This window comes from Aquicella siphonis, from assembly GCF_902459485.1.
Lineage (GTDB): Bacteria > Pseudomonadota > Gammaproteobacteria > DSM-16500 > DSM-16500 > Aquicella > Aquicella siphonis.
The window spans coordinates 1,359,958-1,377,585 of the sequence record NZ_LR699119.1 but is presented as its reverse complement, the minus strand read 5'-3'; the positions used below and the strand labels follow the sequence as shown (position 1 = coordinate 1,377,585).

Annotated in this window: 24 protein-coding genes; 18 read left to right on the top strand and 6 right to left on the bottom strand. The window is 45.9% G+C overall.

Annotation, left to right across the window (positions count from 1 at the left end):
- Positions 1–96: 96 nt before the first annotated feature.
- Genes AQULUS_RS06500 through AQULUS_RS06490 form a run of 3 tightly spaced genes read left to right on the top strand, consistent with a single transcriptional unit; the run spans position 97 to position 2,458 of the window.
- The gene (locus AQULUS_RS06500) at positions 97–642 is read left to right on the top strand and encodes a hypothetical protein (protein ID WP_148339274.1); all 546 of its coding nucleotides are present in this window, start codon (positions 97–99) and stop codon (positions 640–642) included.
- An 11-nt stretch (positions 643–653) separates the two neighbouring features.
- On the top strand, positions 654–932 hold the full coding sequence (locus tag AQULUS_RS06495; protein WP_148339273.1) for a hypothetical protein: 279 nt from the start codon (positions 654–656) through the stop codon (positions 930–932).
- Positions 929–2,458: a hypothetical protein gene (locus AQULUS_RS06490; protein ID WP_197737297.1), complete on the top strand. Its 1,530-nt coding sequence runs from the start codon at positions 929–931 to the stop codon at positions 2,456–2,458. The genes AQULUS_RS06495 and AQULUS_RS06490 overlap by 4 nt, the downstream gene beginning before the upstream one ends.
- Position 2,459: 1 nt before the next feature.
- Here AQULUS_RS06490 and AQULUS_RS06485 read toward each other — a convergent pair whose 3' ends face one another.
- Positions 2,460–2,684, bottom strand: a complete 225-nt coding sequence (locus tag AQULUS_RS06485; protein ID WP_148339272.1) for a hypothetical protein — start codon at positions 2,682–2,684, stop codon at positions 2,460–2,462.
- 99 nt (positions 2,685–2,783) lie between these two features.
- On the opposite strand from AQULUS_RS06485, the gene AQULUS_RS06480 reads away from it, so the two are divergent.
- Both AQULUS_RS06480 and AQULUS_RS06475 read left to right on the top strand, forming a co-directional pair.
- Positions 2,784–3,383 carry a hypothetical protein gene (locus AQULUS_RS06480; RefSeq protein ID WP_148339271.1) on the top strand — a complete coding sequence of 200 codons (600 nt, stop codon included), beginning with the start codon at positions 2,784–2,786 and terminating at the stop codon, positions 3,381–3,383.
- A gap of 55 nt (positions 3,384–3,438) precedes the next feature.
- Positions 3,439–4,770 (top strand): terminase large subunit domain-containing protein, encoded by a 1,332-nt coding sequence (locus AQULUS_RS06475; RefSeq protein ID WP_197737296.1) that lies wholly within the window; start codon positions 3,439–3,441, stop codon positions 4,768–4,770.
- On the opposite strand, the gene AQULUS_RS06470 is transcribed toward AQULUS_RS06475, so the two are convergent.
- The 5 genes from AQULUS_RS06470 to AQULUS_RS06450 form a co-directional block, all read right to left on the bottom strand.
- Positions 4,767–4,979, bottom strand: coding sequence for a helix-turn-helix domain-containing protein (locus AQULUS_RS06470; RefSeq protein ID WP_148339269.1), 213 nt, complete (start codon positions 4,977–4,979; stop codon positions 4,767–4,769). The genes AQULUS_RS06475 and AQULUS_RS06470 overlap by 4 nt on opposite strands.
- A gap of 117 nt (positions 4,980–5,096) precedes the next feature.
- The gene (locus AQULUS_RS06465; RefSeq protein WP_148339268.1) at positions 5,097–5,537 is read right to left on the bottom strand and encodes a DUF3846 domain-containing protein; all 441 of its coding nucleotides are present in this window, start codon (positions 5,535–5,537) and stop codon (positions 5,097–5,099) included.
- 2 nt (positions 5,538–5,539) lie between these two features.
- Positions 5,540–5,719 carry a hypothetical protein gene (locus AQULUS_RS06460; RefSeq protein ID WP_148339267.1) on the bottom strand — a complete coding sequence of 60 codons (180 nt, stop codon included), beginning with the start codon at positions 5,717–5,719 and terminating at the stop codon, positions 5,540–5,542.
- Between the two features lie 11 nt (positions 5,720–5,730).
- The gene (locus tag AQULUS_RS06455) at positions 5,731–6,141 is read right to left on the bottom strand and encodes a hypothetical protein (RefSeq protein WP_148339266.1); all 411 of its coding nucleotides are present in this window, start codon (positions 6,139–6,141) and stop codon (positions 5,731–5,733) included.
- 5 nt (positions 6,142–6,146) lie between these two features.
- A complete protein-coding gene (locus tag AQULUS_RS06450) occupies positions 6,147–6,461 on the bottom strand; it encodes a hypothetical protein (protein ID WP_148339265.1) in 315 nt (104 codons plus the stop codon).
- A 156-nt stretch (positions 6,462–6,617) separates the two neighbouring features.
- On the opposite strand from AQULUS_RS06450, the gene AQULUS_RS06445 reads away from it, so the two are divergent.
- The 13 genes from AQULUS_RS06445 to AQULUS_RS06385 all read left to right on the top strand — a co-directional run bounded on the left by AQULUS_RS06445 (position 6,618) and on the right by AQULUS_RS06385 (position 17,614).
- A complete protein-coding gene (locus tag AQULUS_RS06445) occupies positions 6,618–8,003 on the top strand; it encodes a phage portal protein (RefSeq protein WP_148339264.1) in 1,386 nt (461 codons plus the stop codon).
- 11 nt (positions 8,004–8,014) lie between these two features.
- The gene (locus AQULUS_RS06440) at positions 8,015–9,493 is read left to right on the top strand and encodes a beta strand repeat-containing protein (protein WP_148339263.1); all 1,479 of its coding nucleotides are present in this window, start codon (positions 8,015–8,017) and stop codon (positions 9,491–9,493) included.
- A 6-nt stretch (positions 9,494–9,499) separates the two neighbouring features.
- Positions 9,500–9,847: a hypothetical protein gene (locus AQULUS_RS06435; protein ID WP_148339262.1), complete on the top strand. Its 348-nt coding sequence runs from the start codon at positions 9,500–9,502 to the stop codon at positions 9,845–9,847.
- A 287-nt stretch (positions 9,848–10,134) separates the two neighbouring features.
- On the top strand, positions 10,135–11,583 hold the full coding sequence (locus tag AQULUS_RS06430; protein ID WP_148339261.1) for a hypothetical protein: 1,449 nt from the start codon (positions 10,135–10,137) through the stop codon (positions 11,581–11,583).
- A gap of 48 nt (positions 11,584–11,631) precedes the next feature.
- Entirely contained in the window at positions 11,632–12,618 is a 987-nt protein-coding gene (locus tag AQULUS_RS06425) for an SU10 major capsid protein (protein WP_148339260.1), read from the top strand.
- A gap of 112 nt (positions 12,619–12,730) precedes the next feature.
- Positions 12,731–12,976: a hypothetical protein gene (locus AQULUS_RS06420; protein ID WP_148339259.1), complete on the top strand. Its 246-nt coding sequence runs from the start codon at positions 12,731–12,733 to the stop codon at positions 12,974–12,976.
- A 2-nt stretch (positions 12,977–12,978) separates the two neighbouring features.
- Entirely contained in the window at positions 12,979–13,374 is a 396-nt protein-coding gene (locus AQULUS_RS06415) for a hypothetical protein (protein WP_148339258.1), read from the top strand.
- A 2-nt stretch (positions 13,375–13,376) separates the two neighbouring features.
- Positions 13,377–14,294 (top strand): hypothetical protein, encoded by a 918-nt coding sequence (locus AQULUS_RS06410; RefSeq protein WP_148339257.1) that lies wholly within the window; start codon positions 13,377–13,379, stop codon positions 14,292–14,294.
- A gap of 12 nt (positions 14,295–14,306) precedes the next feature.
- Entirely contained in the window at positions 14,307–14,654 is a 348-nt protein-coding gene (locus tag AQULUS_RS06405; RefSeq protein ID WP_148339256.1) for a hypothetical protein, read from the top strand.
- 195 nt (positions 14,655–14,849) lie between these two features.
- On the top strand, positions 14,850–15,650 hold the full coding sequence (locus AQULUS_RS06400; RefSeq protein WP_148339255.1) for a hypothetical protein: 801 nt from the start codon (positions 14,850–14,852) through the stop codon (positions 15,648–15,650).
- 10 nt (positions 15,651–15,660) lie between these two features.
- Positions 15,661–16,539 (top strand): hypothetical protein, encoded by an 879-nt coding sequence (locus tag AQULUS_RS06395; RefSeq protein WP_148339254.1) that lies wholly within the window; start codon positions 15,661–15,663, stop codon positions 16,537–16,539.
- 4 nt (positions 16,540–16,543) lie between these two features.
- Positions 16,544–17,026: a hypothetical protein gene (locus AQULUS_RS06390; RefSeq protein WP_148339253.1), complete on the top strand. Its 483-nt coding sequence runs from the start codon at positions 16,544–16,546 to the stop codon at positions 17,024–17,026.
- A gap of 15 nt (positions 17,027–17,041) precedes the next feature.
- A complete protein-coding gene (locus AQULUS_RS06385; RefSeq protein ID WP_148339252.1) occupies positions 17,042–17,614 on the top strand; it encodes a hypothetical protein in 573 nt (190 codons plus the stop codon).
- Positions 17,615–17,628 lie beyond the last annotated feature (14 nt).

Genomic DNA, 17,628 nt, shown 5'->3' with positions numbered 1-17,628 from the left:
ATGCCGTGATTGCTATGATGAATTACAAAAGCAAGAAACGGGAAGCGGTAGACGAAAACGTTAGCCCTTATTTTACTACATTACCGGGTAGAAAATATGGATTTAAAAACACTGGGCCAAACTGTCATCAAGTACGGGGCACCCCTTTTAGGTACGGCAATAGGCGGCCCGGCGGGCACGGCAATAGGCCAGATAGTAGCTTCAGAATTTGGCGGGGATTTGAACGCGCCCGACGATCTGGCAAACAAGATCATTACTGACCCTAATGCACGGGTAAAACTTGCTGAGATTGAATCTAACCAGAAAGTGCAATTACAGAATATTGCCATGCAAATGGCAAAAAATGACTTGGATGCGCAAACCCAGCAATTGCAAATAGCCGCACAAGATACCGCTGATGCGCGCAAGAATAACGTACAATCAAAAAGCATAATGCCTGAAATTATATCTTTTCTGGTCATTACGGGCATGTTCGGGTGCATATGGCTAGTAAGCATGTATAAGCAAGACAGTGTTGACCATGATGTGCTCTATATGCTTTTCGGTTCAGTCTCCGCGGCCTTCGGTTCGGTTATTCAATACTGGTTAGGTAGCAGTGCGGGTTCTAAAGTTAAAGATATGATGATACAGAGTAAAAAATAAGGGAAATAGCTATGCCTTTATTACCGGGCAAAAAAAATATAGGCCATAACATACAGGTTGAGGAAAAATCAGGGGCGCCGCATGACCAAGCGGTTGCTATTGCTTTACGTGAAGCAAACATAAAATCAGAAAATACCTGCCACCCTAACGGCGGTGAATTAGATGCCGCTATGAACCTAAAACCCACACCCGGTGTTAATCCTTTTGAACACCCGGAATCATTGAAGCCTTTTAACCCGTTCCCGGAAGAAAATAAAAACAAACCGGTAGCACAAGATAAGAACCCGTGAAAGAAATAAAAAATTTAATAAAGCGGCAAGAATTGCTTGATTGGCGCAAATTAAAACCTTTCCAACCGCAAAATTTGAAAGTATTAACAAAAGAAAATTACGATAGGTTACGTAACAGCCTATTAAAAAATAACTTCATTGCCGGTTTCCATGTATGGGCTGAAACAGACGGCACGGGTAAAACTGAATATTGGATTTTAGACGGGCACCACCGCAAATATGTTTTAGATGACCTTGCACGTGAAGGTTATACATTGCCCGCTACATTGCCTTGTAGCATTGTTGATGTTAGTGATAAAAAACAGGCTATAGAATTCCTGCTTACCTATTCTAGCGAATATGCACACCCTGACCCTTTAGGGGTTAGTGAATTTATCCATACAAATGACCTTGATTTCGATACCTTGGCCGGTTTTATTGATCTACGCGGTGTTGATATCCTTGCCCTTAAGCTGGATTCGGTTGACACGCCGGTTGTATATGAAGAAAAAAAATCACTATCAGACCGCTTCCTTGTGCCGCCCTTTAGTGTGCTTGATGCGCGCCAAGGTTATTGGCAAGAACGAAAACGTAGCTGGTTAAATATAGGCATAAAAAGTGAATTAGGGCGCGGTGATAATGTATTATTTGATACCGAGGAAATAACTACACCCGGTTTGAATTTTTACCGCGATAAAACCAAGGTTGAAAAGGCGCGCACATACGGCCGCGGCTTAACAAGCGGTAACAAGTACGGTAAGTGTTTAGAAACGGGCATAGGCGCAAAATACGGCCGCGAAGAAATGACGGGCACTAGCGTTTTTGATCCCGTGCTTTGTGAATTAGCTTATAGGTGGTTCAGCCCGCCCGGCGGCACGGTAATAGACCCCTTTGCGGGGGGCAGCGTACGCGGTATTGTTGCGGCTAAAGTAGGGCGGTTGTATGTAGGGGTTGAACTACGCGCTGAGCAGGTTGAGGCTAACCGCTTACAATGGGATGAAATAGGCCGGGGTGATGAAGCGGCACCGGTATGGCAAATAGGTGATAGCCGTTATATTAAAGAATATGCTAAAGGCGTTGAGGCTGATTTTGTTTTTAGTTGCCCCCCGTATGCTGACCTAGAAGTGTATAGTGATAACCCGGCTGATATTAGTACCTTAGAATACAGTGAATTCATTAAAGCATACCGCTTAATCATTGCTGAAACTTGCGGCTTGTTAAAGAATGACCGCTTTGCGTGCTTTGTAGTAGGTGATGTACGCGCTAAGGACGGTACATACCGCAATTTTGTAAGTGATACTATACAGGCATTCATTGATGCGGGTTTGAAACTTTACAATGAAGCAATCCTAGTTACCGTAGCCGGTTCATTACCTATACGCGCCGGTAAACAATTTACGGCCGGGCGTAAATTAGGCAAAACACATCAAAACGTTTTAGTATTTGTTAAGGGTGATGCAAAACGGGCTACTGAGGCTTGCGGTGAGGTTGAGGTTTATGACCCTACGGAAGAAGCAAGCGAAAGTGAAACAGACGATGATTTCTAATCTATATCTTATAGCGTGCCTTAAGTGCTTTTATGCCGTTATCAAATAGCATATTAGGGTCTTTCCCCAACTGTATATAAAACTCAGGGCTAATATAGGCCGCCCATGCTGTAGTGATATCGCGCTTATGTTCGCCTAATTGGGGAAATTTAGCGGCTAGCCTTAACGCTTCTACCCAGTTTTCGGCAAGCATATATTTTTTCAGGCGGTTAAATTTGGTTTCCATAATACATATTTTGTGCATTATTAATACACTGAATAATAGCTGATAGGTTAAAAATTGTCCAGCCTATGCTTTGTAGGATTATGGCTAGGAGTTTAAAAAATGAGCAGAAATAAGATACCTAAGACAATAACTATACAACGTGAAAAAGATGTTTGGGATTATAGACTAAAAGGTTGGACTTATGAACGCATAGCCGAAAAAATAGGCATAAGTACGCACGGCGTTTGTAAAATATTAAAACGCTTACACGACCGGTACCGCAAACAACACCTTGAAGAAATCGAGCAAATAAAATCTGAACAGATTAGCCAGCTTGAAGATATGTTCTTTGAAAGTAGGGAGGCTTGGGAGCGGAGCAAATTACGGGATAAAATTGAACGCATAAAGCGCGCTGTAAAAATTAATGAAAAAGATAAATCCATTGCCGCGGTTTCTGATGTGGGTGATTTGAATATAGAACAGCGTGACCAAGACGGTGACCCGCGTTACCTTGAACAATGCCGTAAGTGTTTAGAGGATATCAGGAAAATAGCCGGTGCCGATGCGCCTATAAAATCAGAAAGCAAGGTTAAATTTGAAAGTGATCTTGCTAAAATGTCAGATGATGAACTTATACAAGAAGCCCTCGCAACCGTTAACGCCGCAACAACGCAAACGCTTAATGGGGATAATACAGGCGAGGAAGAAAATCAGGAGTAGGTTAAAGCCTAACCCGGGCCCGCAAACCGCGGCTTATGAATGCAAGGCTGATATTTTGTTCTACGGCGGTTCAGCCGGGGCCGGCAAGAGTTTTCTTTTATTATTACTTGCGCGGTATCAACATACCCGTTCTATTATCTTCAGGCGCGAGTACCCGCAATTAAAAGGGATTGAGGAAGAAAGTTATAAATTGTTTTCAGATATCGGTCGGTATAACCATTCTGAAAAAGTATGGCGTTTGAATGACGGGCGGTATATTGAATTCGGTGCGGTACAGCTTGAGAAGGATAAGGAAAAATACCAAGGTAGAGCACACTCTTTGAAGTGCTTTGATGAAATAACCCACTTCTCTAAAAGCCAATTCCAATTTTTGATAGGCTGGACACGTAGTACCGACCCTAATGAACGTTGCCGAATCGTTTGTACGGGCAACCCGCCCACATCGGCTGAGGGCGATTGGGTAATTGATTACTGGGCGCCTTGGTTAGATGAGAAATACCCTAACCCCGCGGCACCGGGTGAGCTACGTTGGTTCACGACATTGGACGGACGGGATGTTGAGGTTGCAAGCGGCGAACCTTTTTTGCATAACGGCACATGGATTAAACCGCTTTCGCGTACTTTTATACCCGGCAAGGTTGATGATAACCCTTACCTTGCAAATACAAATTATAAAGCAAACCTGCAAGCATTGCCGCGTGAACTACGCGAAAAAATGCTAGAAGGCCGGTTCACCTCAAGCCGTGAAGACCATGCGCAACAAGTGATACCTAGCGCATGGGTACAGGCCGCACAAGCGCGTTGGCGTGAACGGCCCAAGCCTAACATGCCTATGACTTGCATGGGGGTAGACGTGGCAAGAGGCGGTGATGATAGGACGGTTTTAACCCCTCGTTACGGTAATTATTTCGGTGAACAGCATGTATACCCCGGCACCGCTACACCGGACGGCCCGGCGGTAGCCGCGCTGGTTTTAGAGCGTATCGAATATTGCACTTTCATCAACATTGACGTGATCGGTTGCGGTAGCAGTGCTTATGATTCATTAAAAGCAATGCAGGTAAAGGTTTACCCGTTAAATAGTGCCGCGGGTACGGAGGGGCGTGACAAAAACGATATGTTCGGCTTTTATAATAAAAGGGCTGAATGGTGGTGGCGTTTACGCGAGGCTTTAGACCCTGAGAACGGCGAGGAATTAGCGTTGCCGCCTAGCCGTGAATTATTATCTGATTTAACGGCTCCGCGTTGGCAAATGTCGCTACGCGGGGTACAGATTGAGAAAAAAGAAGACATCATTAAGCGTATAGGCCGTTCACCCGATTTGGGAGATAGTTTGGTTTATGCTAATGCGCTTGAGGGGGTTGATATTGCATTCGGTTCTTTTTAAGGCTTCGCTTTTTTCTTTTTAGCCCGCGGGCCGGGGTGCCGGCGTTTATAATGTTCCAATGCCTGCGGCTTTACAAGGTAAGTACCGGCAATCTTTTCGGCTTTGATCTTGCCGATTTTTATTTCATGCTGGACTTGGCGCACTGACATAGGGTGCCCTGTTTTTTCTGTTATATATGCGGCGACTTCATGTGTCGTTAGCAACTTCATGTTCTTAACTCCTTGCGTAAGATACTCCCTAATCTTAAATTAGGAAGCATGACAGAAAACGGGTTACCCTTAGTCAACGCCGGGTATTATTATAGGTAGTATAACATTATTGCGTTATCACGCATCATCACTACCTTTTTTATCAAAGGCGCCCAAGTCTATTGAGCTTATTTTACGTGTGCCCGTACTATCGGTTATATAGGTGCCGTAATCAACCGTGCCTACCCTGATTAAATGTTGCACATCATCTAGGGGCAAGAAACGTATTGATGCCTTAACCTCATCAAGCGTAAGCGTGCAGGGGCTATCATTACCGGTAAGCGTTGAACCGACAATGACCCCGTTGCCGGCATAGGGCTGGTACCCGTACTTTGAAGCAAAAAAATGTTGGGGGTTATTTAAAAGCCCCTCATCATTTACATAGCATACGTGTTTGCCGTCCGGGTATTCGAACCCTACGCATATATAGCCGTCAACAATAGCCTGCTTATCTTTCAGGTTGGAAACATCAACCTCAGTAACGGTACAATTTGTTACGTCAATTTTTATAGCGCGCATGGTTAGTTTCCTCCTCGGTTTGTAATTTTATTGTGCAAATCTTTCAGGGTTTTTAAATCAACCGCACGCCCGAAAGTTGTTTCATCACGTATAGCGGCGAGCTCGCGCTGTATCTGGTTTTCGACAGATAGGGCAAGCGCATGTAGCTCAGCGGGGTTAAAGGTTATAGATGTGATTTTCATGAGGATTACTCCTATTTATACTTTTTAACGAAATCGTCTAATGAACCGATAAAAATTGAATCCCAACTTTCTGATTCATAATTCCATTTGAATGCTTCAACACGTAATTTTTTATTGTGCATTAGTATTTCGTAACGGTAATCAAGGTCACCGTGATCGTTAAAGTGCGTTGTTAAATAAACATCACCGCCTGGGTACGCCCTTTCAAGTGTTTTACGCGTTTGCTTGTTTGCGGCAATAAACGCGGCCGCAAATTCGCAAGCCTCATAACGCGGTAGGGGCCAAGCATAATCAATAGCATTTTTGATAAAGACAGCCGCCCCGGCGGGGTAGCCGTCAAAATGCTTGTATACATGGTATGCCTCAATGTCCGGTGTACCTGGTTCTTGTTCTATGAATGTATAAACAGCGCGGGTACTCATGGCGGTTACTCCTTAATAGTCGTTACGGTGAAACGGAATTCCTGCTGTGTGTACGAATACTTGTCATAAATATTCGGTTGTTCTTCATGTAACAGCTGGGTATCAAGGCGCGTAACTTCGATAGGCATATAACTTGCTGATACACTGCCGTCCTTGTTTGCGTAGACAGGGTGTGATTCGAAGTAAGATTTCACTAATGCCTTTTTAAGCTTTTCCTTTTCATCGGTTAGGCGTTTGATCTGGTCACTTAACGCTTTGTAATGTAAAAGCTCGCGTTCTATTGCGGCTTTTGCTATGACTTGTACTTGTGCGGTTTTCATGTTCGTTATCCTCGTTTATGTTTAATTTATTATCTTTACCCTCACTTTAATTATAGCGCATATACGCAATAATTCAAGTCCGGCAACGATAAATTATCAAATAAATAAGTTTTTGATATTTATAATTATTTATGAAAATCAGGGCATTTTAATCGCATGGGAATCAAAGACGGTTTTAAGGATATAGTTTCGCGCGTCAAAAAAAACGGCGCGCGCAAGAAAACCGTGCCCCGGCGTGATACCGTACCCTATGCGCGTACCTTACAACTGGGCTTGATGTATAGTCAGAAGGTAATAGTTAAGCCTACGCCCCCGAATATTCGCTATTTCTCGCGCACCCCCTATGCGCGGCAAGCAATACGGCGTATTAAAGACCCGCTTTGTAGTTTGAAGTTCGACATTAAGCCGATTGACGATACCAAGCCTAACCGCTATTTGCTTAAACAGTGCGCCGTTGCGAAAGCGTGCTTTGAACACCCGAACAATGAAGACAACTGGCGCAATTTTTTAGGGCAGATAGTTGAGGACTGGCTGGTATTCGGTGCGGGTGTATTTGAACAGCAGTTAAGCAATGACCCGGTGCGCCCCTTATGGATGTGGCCGGTTGACGCGCAAAGTATCCAGATTTACCCCGCATGGTCAGGGGCTAAAAATGAGGCGCGCTATGTCCAAACGCTCGGCTATACCAATGTCGGCTGGCTTGAGGGGCGACAATTGCGTGACGATGAGCTGTCTTATATTAAGGCAAATGCTAGCACCGAAACCCCTTACGGGTTCGGCGCACTTGAAATCGCATTCAACACAATTAATCGCCAGCTTGGAGTTGCTGATTTTGCGGGCAACCTCGCAACCAACGCGCAACCGAAACAAATCCTGTTCATGCCCGGATTAACGCCTGAAAAAATCCGCGAGTTCCGCACTTACTGGATAAATGAAGTTGAAGGGCAGGGCATAACGCCTATGGTGGGCGGTAAGGATAAGCCTGAGGCGGTGCAATTGTTCCCCGGCGGTGATGAAGGTTTATTTCTGGAATACCAGCAATTTGTTATCCGTGAAATTGCGACAGCGTTCGGTTTAAGCCCTATGAACATGGGCATTGAACAAGATGTAAACAGATCAACGGCTGAGGTATCGGCTGACCGCGACTGGGATAATACAATAGTGCCGCTTGCTGAGTTAATCAGTACATACATAACAAGGCATGTATTGCACGCACTTTTAGGTTATTACCAACTTGAATTCAAATTTGAAGCGTTATATCGCGAAGATGAAGAAAGTTTGGCCAATATTTACCAGACTTACTACAAAAATAATGCAATCACGCCGAACGAACACCGTGCTGAATTAGGCAAACCGCCTATGCAAAGCGAATGGGGTGATAAAACATTTGCTGATTTCCAGATAGCTATGTCAGCGGCGCGCGGTACGAAACAATTAAAAGACCCCGATTTGCCAGACGGCGGCGGTGGTGAAGCTGTGCAAGAAGAAACTGAAAACCCCGATGACTTAGGTAATTCCGACAACCCCGAATCAGAAGATTAAGGAGTTTCACCATGCCTTTAGAGATTAAAAATATTGAAGCCGCTGACGGCTCCAATTTCGCATATAATGACCGTGTGGTAATGGGTGCGCAATTCAACCTTGTTAATAACAGTTCCCCCGGTGCTATTGCTAGTGTTGCTGTGGATGCCGCGGGTAGTTATGAAAGCTTGCCGGTTATCGGTACAACAGGTAACGGGTCAGGCGCCACGCTGGTTGCAAAAATGAAAGCATTGACGGCCGTTGTTGCCGCCGCGGGTACGGGTTATTTGCCCGGTGATACGATTACGTTAACGGGGGGCACATTTACTACGGCGGCGGTAATGACAATTGATACGTCTAAGCTCGTCAGTGCCGCGGTAAATGCCGCGGGTACCGGCTATGCACCGACTGATACGATTACTTTAGCGGGCGGTGTTGCGACGACAGCGGCGGTATTGTCCGTTGCTACCACCAAGTTAATTAGCGCGGCGGTAGATGCACCCGGTTCAGGTTATGATGTTGCGGACACGATTACGTTAGCGGGCGGTGCGGGCGCGACAAAAGCCGTTTTGACTGTTGATAATGCCCAGCTTGTTAGCGTGGCACTTGATGCGGCGGGTTCAGGTTATGCACCGGGCGATACGATTACGCTTGCCGGCGGTACCGCGGGCACTAAAGCGGTAGTCACGGTTGATACCGTATCTAGCGGCGCTATCGCAACCTTCCATATATCAGACGCCGGTGATTATACTGTAACCGCCACCTCATTTACGCAAGATAGCACTAGCGGCGCGGGTACCGGTGCGACTTTTGATACCGGCCTTTTCGGTGTGCTTGATTTTACCGTATCAACAGCCGGTAGTTATACAACCAACGCGGCGGCATTTACCCAAGATTCAACAACAGGTTCAGGCACAGGCGCTACGTTTGATACAACTGTTTTCGGTGTTAACACCTTCACTATCGCAAACGCGGGCGCTTACCAGACTAACGCCGCAAGCTTTACACAGGCCGCTACTAGCGGCGCGGGCACCGGCGCGACTTTTAACACGACAGCTTACGGTGTTAACACATTCACTATTTCAACGGCGGGCAGTTATTCAGTATTGCCTAGCGACCCGGTAGCACAAGGGTCAACAAGCGGTGCCGGCACGGGGGCTACATTCAATATTAATACCTGGGGTTTAACCGCGGTAACGGTCAGCGCGGGCGGTACCGGGTATGATAGCGGTTCAGATGTGACATTCACCGGGGGCGGCGGTAGCGGCGGTGCGGCGGCAACAATTACGCTGGGTTCGCAAGCGGGTAATGCCGTAACGGTGCCCGTAGCGTTTGCGGCAAACGCTAATTTGCCCGCTGAATACGGGGTGTTCGTTAACCCCGGCCAAGATTGCCGCTGGTATGTAGATAATAACTCTAAAACAGCGACCGGCTTTAACGTCATTTTAACCCCGGTTACGGGTAGTGATGTGATCGCCGCGGGCCACATTGACGTATTGTTAGTAGGGTAATGAATAATGGCAAAACATGACCATAACAACACGGCGCAGGCTAGACAGTTTGCGCCTAACGGTGAGCATAAACAGGCAATGCCTTTAGAACGCAAAGAAGCTGAACACCGTGCGGCGCGTGACCCTAATGTTGCGCTTTTGCCGGGTAAAAGCATTGCTTTGAATAACGGCTTGTTAGGCGATATTGAGGCGGCCATATTGGAAGCTGAAAAAGCGGGTAAATACGCCTATGCCGGGCAATTAATTAGCATCATGAATAAATACTCGGCATTAAAACATGAGCTAATACAGGCGCGTGAATACCCTGGGATTATTGAAACAGCTTTCTATCAAAAAATGATGTCAATTTATTGATTCGATTTACTCCGTAAAAGACGTGCCCCGGTAATTTTTATCGGGGCTTTTTTTTAGGTAAAAATACAAATGACGTTTTCAGAATTCAAATGTTGGTTTGATGGTTTTTGCCATGCCATAAACAAAAGGCCCACAGCCGAACAATGGGAAATGATAAAAGAAAAATTAGAAAATGTAAGCGCGCATACCCGCACCACTTTTGTTACTGAAATGAACCAATGTCAAAACTTACCCGTTTATGCACCGTATTGCCACACGCCTAATATTGATGATGGAGGCCACGCGGTATGTCTTTAACCAAAGAAAAGCGCGATGCTTTGGATGACAGTGATTTCGCCGTACCTGAAACACGGCAATTGCCTATTAAAAATACGAACAATGACAAAATTCATACGCGAATGGCGTGGCAAATGCTAGATAGAACGAAAGGTTTAACTGATGAACAACGCAACCTGGCACGCGAACGTATTTTGCGACGCGCGCATGAACTAGGCATGGATACAAGTGAATGGGAAAACCATAAAGCATCAGATGATAATGATGATGAATATTTTGAAGGCGCGAATTTTTCATTTTCCGCGCTTGCTATGGAAATACCTGACAAAGTAGTTGACCACCCGAACCAAGTGCCCTTCAAGGGCGTATTAACAAAACTTGATGAGCCTAGTGATAACCCGTTAAACGGCTCAAACGGAAAGCGTGTCGTTATACCTAAAGGGGTAGCTGAGGAAGCGTTACCTAGTTTGCTAGGGATGGCTATTGATTTTACTGATGACCTTACGGGGCATGATGTAAAAAAGAAAATAGGTTTAATCACAGAAGCTAATATTATCGGTAATGAAATACAAATAGCGGGATTTTTTTACGGCGCAGATTTCCCTGATGAGGTCAAGCGCATTCACGCTGAAAAAGCGCAACTGGGTTTTAGTTATGAAGCCCAAGCGCGAGTACGCAACATGAATGATGACCCCCTAGTGGTAAAAAACTGCGTATTCACCGGAGCGGCCGTACTTTATAAAGATTGTGCCGCTTACACCACCACCTCATTAACAGCGAAATCGGAGAAGACTAACATGAATGATAAAGCCCAAGATAAGCCTAGCAAAGGGGCTGATAAGCCCGCTATTGAGAGCAAGGTTGTCGAAATGCTGGAAAGTATTTCTAGCCGTATTGAAAAAATCGAAGCCTCTATGGAAAAGAAAGCGGATAAAATTGAAGCGGGTTCAGTACAGGCAATGATTAAGCCCCATGCTGATGCTTTGCGCAATTGCGCCGCCGGTATGCAAGCCGCGGGTATCGGTATGCACGCCGAACGCGGGCACGTCAACCTTTTAAATAAAATGGCTGACCATATGGAAGCGCAAGCCGTATTAGGGCAGGTGCCGCATATATACCAAGCGCCTGATTTCCTCTATGCGGGCAAAGCCGATGAAAAGAAAGATGACATAAAGACGAATAGCACAATCAAAGATTTGAAAGATGCGATTGCGGGTATCACTTCACAGCTTTCTGATATTCAGAAACAGCAATTCCATGCGGCTAGCGAACCTGAACGCAAGACAATTACACCCGCTATTGCCAAACTTTTAGCTAAAGCCGGTATCACCGCTGATGATGCTGAAGGCAAAAAGTTAACGGTAGAAGAAGTTGATAAATTGCTTGCCAATAAAGGTTTGCCGGTTGCTACACGTATTGCGGCAAAAATGGAACTGAAAGAAACCGGAAGAATGGTTTAACCCCTATAGAAGCCGTTAATAGGCGCATTAAATTAAGGAGATTTTGAAATGACCGATGCTAATTTTATTAGTATGCAAGCCGCCGCGGATTTCTTAGGGCCCGGTGCAATCGAAGTGCCTGATTTCGAATCTGAGATCATGGATATTGTCCGTAGAAATTCTGTCGTCATGCAACGTATGCCTACCATGAAAGCGACAGGCCACCCGCACCGTTACTTTGAGCAGACCGCTATTGCACAAGGTGCGTTTACTGACCCGCGTAATATTGCGCCCACCCCCGCGGTACCTACCCGTGTTGAAAGGTCGGCATATATCAAAGCGATTACCAACCAGACAAACATTTCACTGTTTGATAAGGAAGTAACACAACAGCAAAACCAGTTTGCTTATATTGTAGGCCGTGATTTGGAAGATATTATTAACGGTATTGAGGTGGTGCGCGGTGCCGCGCTTTGGAACGGTAATGATACCAGTTTGACCACCCCTACCACTAACCAGTATGTAGGTTTGTTAACACAGATCACACAGACCAGTGTTATAGCGCCGGGTGCTAGCATTATTGACGGCTTGAAAGCGCAGGTCGCCGTAATGATAGCAAACCAAACATACAAAAATAGACCGTCAGCAATTATCGTAAACCCGGTATTAGGCGATTACCTTGACCGTGAGGCAAAAGCGGCGCAAATCACCTTCGGGAGTGCCGAGGTTGTAGCGGGTGTAAAGGTAAAAACCCTTTCAACACAGGCGGGTGAGTTGCCTATTATCCCCGACCCTTATTTGCCGAGCGCGGCGGGTGCGGCTTACGGTTTTAGTGCGCCCCCGGCGGGCAACCTGAACTATTTTGCGGCAATCCTTTCTGAACAGTTTATCGAGATTCCGTATATTAGCGGCGATAGCGATAACCCTAACCCTAGGTTGTTCCAGTTAGGTTTGACCAGCAATTTAAGCGGGCAGTATGTGGGAATTAAATTTGATTGCGTCGTCGCGAAAGGGGCTTCATATGCTCATAGCATAGTAGCCGTACAGCGTCCGTAATCTTTAAAAAAGCGTTCCTGAAAACAATACGGTCTTACCCTTCATATCCGTGCATCCCTTTCCGTGTGCAACCCTGTTAGGTTAGGGCCGTATTGCTATGGGAGTTTTAATTATGAAAGTCTATTACCCCGGTAATAGGGAAAACATCCGTTTGTATGTTCAACCGGGCATTGACCACCCTGAAACAAGTGAATGGTTTGAGGGGGGTAAGCCTAAAATGTTTGAAGTTCATTTCAAAAACCAAGTTGCTGAGGTGGATGACAATATCGGACAATACTTGCTTGATAAAAAACTGGCAATCAAGTCCTTGTCACGCATCATTACGAACGTCAGCAATAAATTTAAGAGGGCAAAGTGAAAATGAGCCAAGCATATAACCCAGCTGATGTGCATACCCCCTATGATGTCGGGCAAGTATTACAAGCTGAGATGTCTTTAAGTGATATGGGGTTGGTTGATACGGTACCCGCAAATGACAGCATTAATAGCAACCTGCTATTCATGAACGGGTATAAGTTTTTTGCATTCGCATTGACCAGCACGCAAAACGGTGACATAAGCATCCAGCGTTATGTAGACAGGGCGGGGCTTATTGCGCAGGGCGCGGCGTTAACAGGTTCATTAACGGCGGCCACCCCTTTTGTTTATACGCTTACTGATACGAAGCCTTTCCAATCTATGAAAATAACTATTAACAATAGTGCGGGCAGTGATGCCGCATTAACAAATGTTTTACTATTAATGCAGGCGAATTAACTATGCCTAGCGCGTATTTGCAAGGTGATGATAAAGCCCTATACGGCGCGCCTAGCGCGACTGACCAGCAAATAGCGGTTGCCAGCACGTTAATTGACGGCAATTTGAACCGTAGGGAAGGGCTTATTTGGGCGCCTGACGGCAACGGTAACCCGTGCTATATGGTAGCGCCTAAACCTACGATCACGTTGACCGCCACGCAGGCCGTAACAGCGGGGCAAAATGTCAATGTAACTGTTACGGGCGCATTTAATGCTATACAACAGGGGTTTGTTTGCATATTAGATCGCGCCACATCAAATCTCACTGAGGCATGTATCGTCAACCAAGTAACGGTAAATCAGGCGGGAAACGGCGCGACAATTCAGCTAAAAAATGTACAATTTAATCATTTAAACGGGTGTTTGCTAGAATTTGGGCTAACGATTTACGAAGAAAAGCAAATGCCGCAAGGGCGGCCGTTAACCAATATGTCCAAGCATCCCGTGGTTAATGTTTTATCGGGGCAGGGCCGGTACGGTTATGCGCGGCGCGGTACCAGTTCAGTCAATATCAATGTTTACAATTTACTTGCGACTGTCACGATGTTCGGCGGGCCGCCTATATGGGAAATATTCGATCAAAGCATGGTGGGGGTTGACCCGCAAACGGGGCAATTGTGGCTACCCGCGGGTATTCTAATGGCCTATTACACCGAGGTACGTGTCAATTATATCGCCGGTTACACTTATGACAGCTTGCCGCCTGAAATAAAGCAAGCGTGTGCCAATGTCATTAATGCCATGAATTATATGCCGCTGAACGGGGCAATAAAAAGCCTGCGCGCGGGTGATACCGCTATTGAACGTGCCGCGACTAGCTATTTTGATGACGATACATTACGCCTTATAGCCCCTTACCGCGCCAGCAATTACGCATAATAGGTGCAAAGCATGTCATTCATCTACCCGCGTACTATCAGTATTAGCCGCCCGAACCCGACTACGGGCATAGGTGCGTTACCTTACCAAGGGTTAGACCCTACGGATGAAACCGTATTATTTACGGGCATACCGGCAAGCATACAAAGCCGCGGGGCTACCGCTAACAAAGCCGGGTTGCCGGCTGATACAAAGGGCACGCCGGTATGGGTCATTATTATACCGCTACAGTATTGCCCTAACGGTTCGATACTTGAGCGTGATGTGATAACGGATGATTTGGGCAACCGCTACCAAGTAGCGGCGGCGTATTGGAATTCATTAGGCTACCAATGCGAAAGCGAGAAACTACAAACTTGAAGAAAATATCATCGTTCCCTATCCCTAAAAAGAATGATTCCTTCACATTGGAAGGTAGGCCGTTTACGGTAAGGGATGTTAATACTTTCCAGAATAATGACGGGCAATATGTCGCGCAATGCAATATTGAAACACCCGGCTGTGAAATTTTAATGATAATGACGGCGGCAAAACCCTTTAAATCGGAATGAATAAATGGCGAATGTTTATGATGTCGAGACGGCGCTAGCCGCATTGATACAAACCGCCGTTTACCCTAACGGTACCGCCGCACCTAGCGTGGCCAATTGTGATGTGCGTATTTACCCCGGCGAACCGTTACCGGGCACGTTAGACCCTGATTTATTAGCACGCAAAGCGCATGTCACCGTATTCCCCGGCACATCACGTTATACCACGCGGTTTGAAACCGATTGGCAATCAGCATTATTAAACATACAAACACTATTTGTAAGCACTGATTTTGCAACGCTTACGGTAACTATTACGGGTACCGTAACGGTGCCGCAAACCGTCATGGTCATTGTTGACGGTACGGGGTATGCCTATGCCGTGGTAGCGGGTGATACCCTTAATAGTATTGCCGCAACCTTGGCAAATGCGATACCGGGTGCTACGGCTAATGCAAATGTGCTAACCGTAGCAACGGCAAAAAGCCTAGATGCGCAAATTTCCATACAGGGCACGACAGGGCGGGAGCTTGCGCGTGAATTGCGTACTATGCGCATAAGTATTTGGGCGCCTACGCCCGCGGTGCGCGCAACATTAGGCAATGCAATAAATGTCTATTTGGCCTCGGTATACCGCTTCATATTGCCTGATAATTACTATGCGCATTTAATGTTTACGGGTTCGCACGAATACGACATCCTTGAAAAAGTATTGTGCTATAAGCGCGAAGTTTTCTTTGATTGTGAATATGCGGTAACGCAAACACTCACTACCGCAACGGTTGCCGATAATATTGTAAACGTGGTGCGCGTGTTTGAAATATAAGGGCTAACCTGTGGCTGATATTTACGATGTGCAAAACACATTGACAGTATTGGCCGCAAATGCCTTATACCCTAACGGCTTAAATGCCCCTAGCGTAGTAAATACCGATGTAAGTATTTATCCCGGATGGCCCCTGCCTAAAACACTAGATGCGGCACTGACGGCACGGCAAGTGCATATATCCATTTTTCCTACGGTCATGGCGCGCGCCACTACGCGGTTTGATACGCAATACCTTGCTGAAACGGTTAACCCGGCAACCCTTACATTGACCGCGGATGATGAAGCAAGAACAATCACTGTGGGCGGCACAATAAGCACGCCGCAAACATGCCTGTTAAAAATAAACGGGTATGATTATGCTTATAGCGTGCAAGCGACTGATACATTAAATACAGTGGCCGCGGGCATTGCTACATTAATACCCGGCGCTTATGCTACGGGCAATCTAATATTTTTAAGCGCATTACGCTCAATCACGGTAAATATTAGCACAAGCGGTACAGCAAGCCGTGAGTTTGCCCGTGAGGAGCGGGTGCTTTTCATGAGTTGCTGGTGCCCTACGCCGCAAATACGCGCCGCCGCGGTACAAACACTCAATACAGCTTTTGCGGCAACACCCCGTATCGTATTACCCGACGGTTATTACGCGCACCTTGTTTGCACGGGCACGCGTGATGTTGATGAATTGCAAAAGGTAAAGTGTTACCGCGGTGACCTTGAACTAACGGTTGAATATGCAATTACGCAAACCGAAACCGCCTATACCGTAGGCGAGAACATTGCCAATGTAAACCTTGAACCTGTATTGCCCGCAGGAAAGTTATTACTTTTCACTGGTGGCGATTTCTTATTACTCAATTCACAAAACTACGGATTGTTAGAGTGAGAATATGGCCACACCTGAAAATTTGAATGTAAAGCAGGTTTACGATAACAACCCGTCTGATACGTTGTTAGATGATGATTTGTTTTACTTAGGGCGAGCGCCTTACGGGCAAGCGAATGATATGGCGGTACGGGGTGCCGTATTAAAAAATGCAATACGCGCAACATGGGTTACGGTGACCGATGCCTATGTTTTATTGCAACCCAATGTGAATTACATCATAAACCGCCCGTCATTGGTTATGCTTGCCATGCCTGCTAGTGCCGCTGTGGGTGCCAGCATTAAGATTCTGAATATAAATAGCGGCGGTTGGCAAATAGCGCAAAATACAGGCCAAAACATTATTTTCGGTGACAAGAACACAACCACGGGGCCCGTAGGTTACCTAGCCTCAGCAACTAAAGGTGACAAAATAGAATTAACCTGCGTGATTGAAAATAGTATGTGGTTTGTTGAAGGGGTTATCGGGAACATAACATTTGCATAATCAGGAGTTTTATACATGGCAACAAATAACGCTATCAACACTAGCACTAATCAATTTTTACAAATTGCTAATGATCTTAATGATGTAAACAATGCCGTTACGGCATTTAATAATATCAGCCCTTTGACTACCAAGGGTGATTTGATAGGCTTTGACGGTAGCGATAATGTCAGGGTGGCCGTAGGCACGAATGATTATTATTTGGCGGCCGATAGTACAGCGGCGGCGGGTTTTAGCTGGAAAATATTACCTACCAGCCTTTTGCCGTGGACGGTCGTTAGCGGCACTACACAAGCCGCCGCGGTGAATAACGGCTACATAGCAAATAATGCCGGCTTGGTGACGATAACATTGCCTAGCACCGCGGCCGTCGGTAGCGTTTTCCATATTGTCGGGTTAGGTGCGGGCGGTTGGAAGCTCGCACAAAACGCGAGCCAGTTAATCAATTTCGGTAGTGTGGTTACGACAACAGGCACAAGCGGTTACTTACAATCTACAGATGTATCTGATAGCGTTTACCTAGTTTGCGTTGTAGCAAATACAACATTCAAAGTATTATCAGCCATCGGAAATATCACATACGTTTAACATTAAGTTAAAGG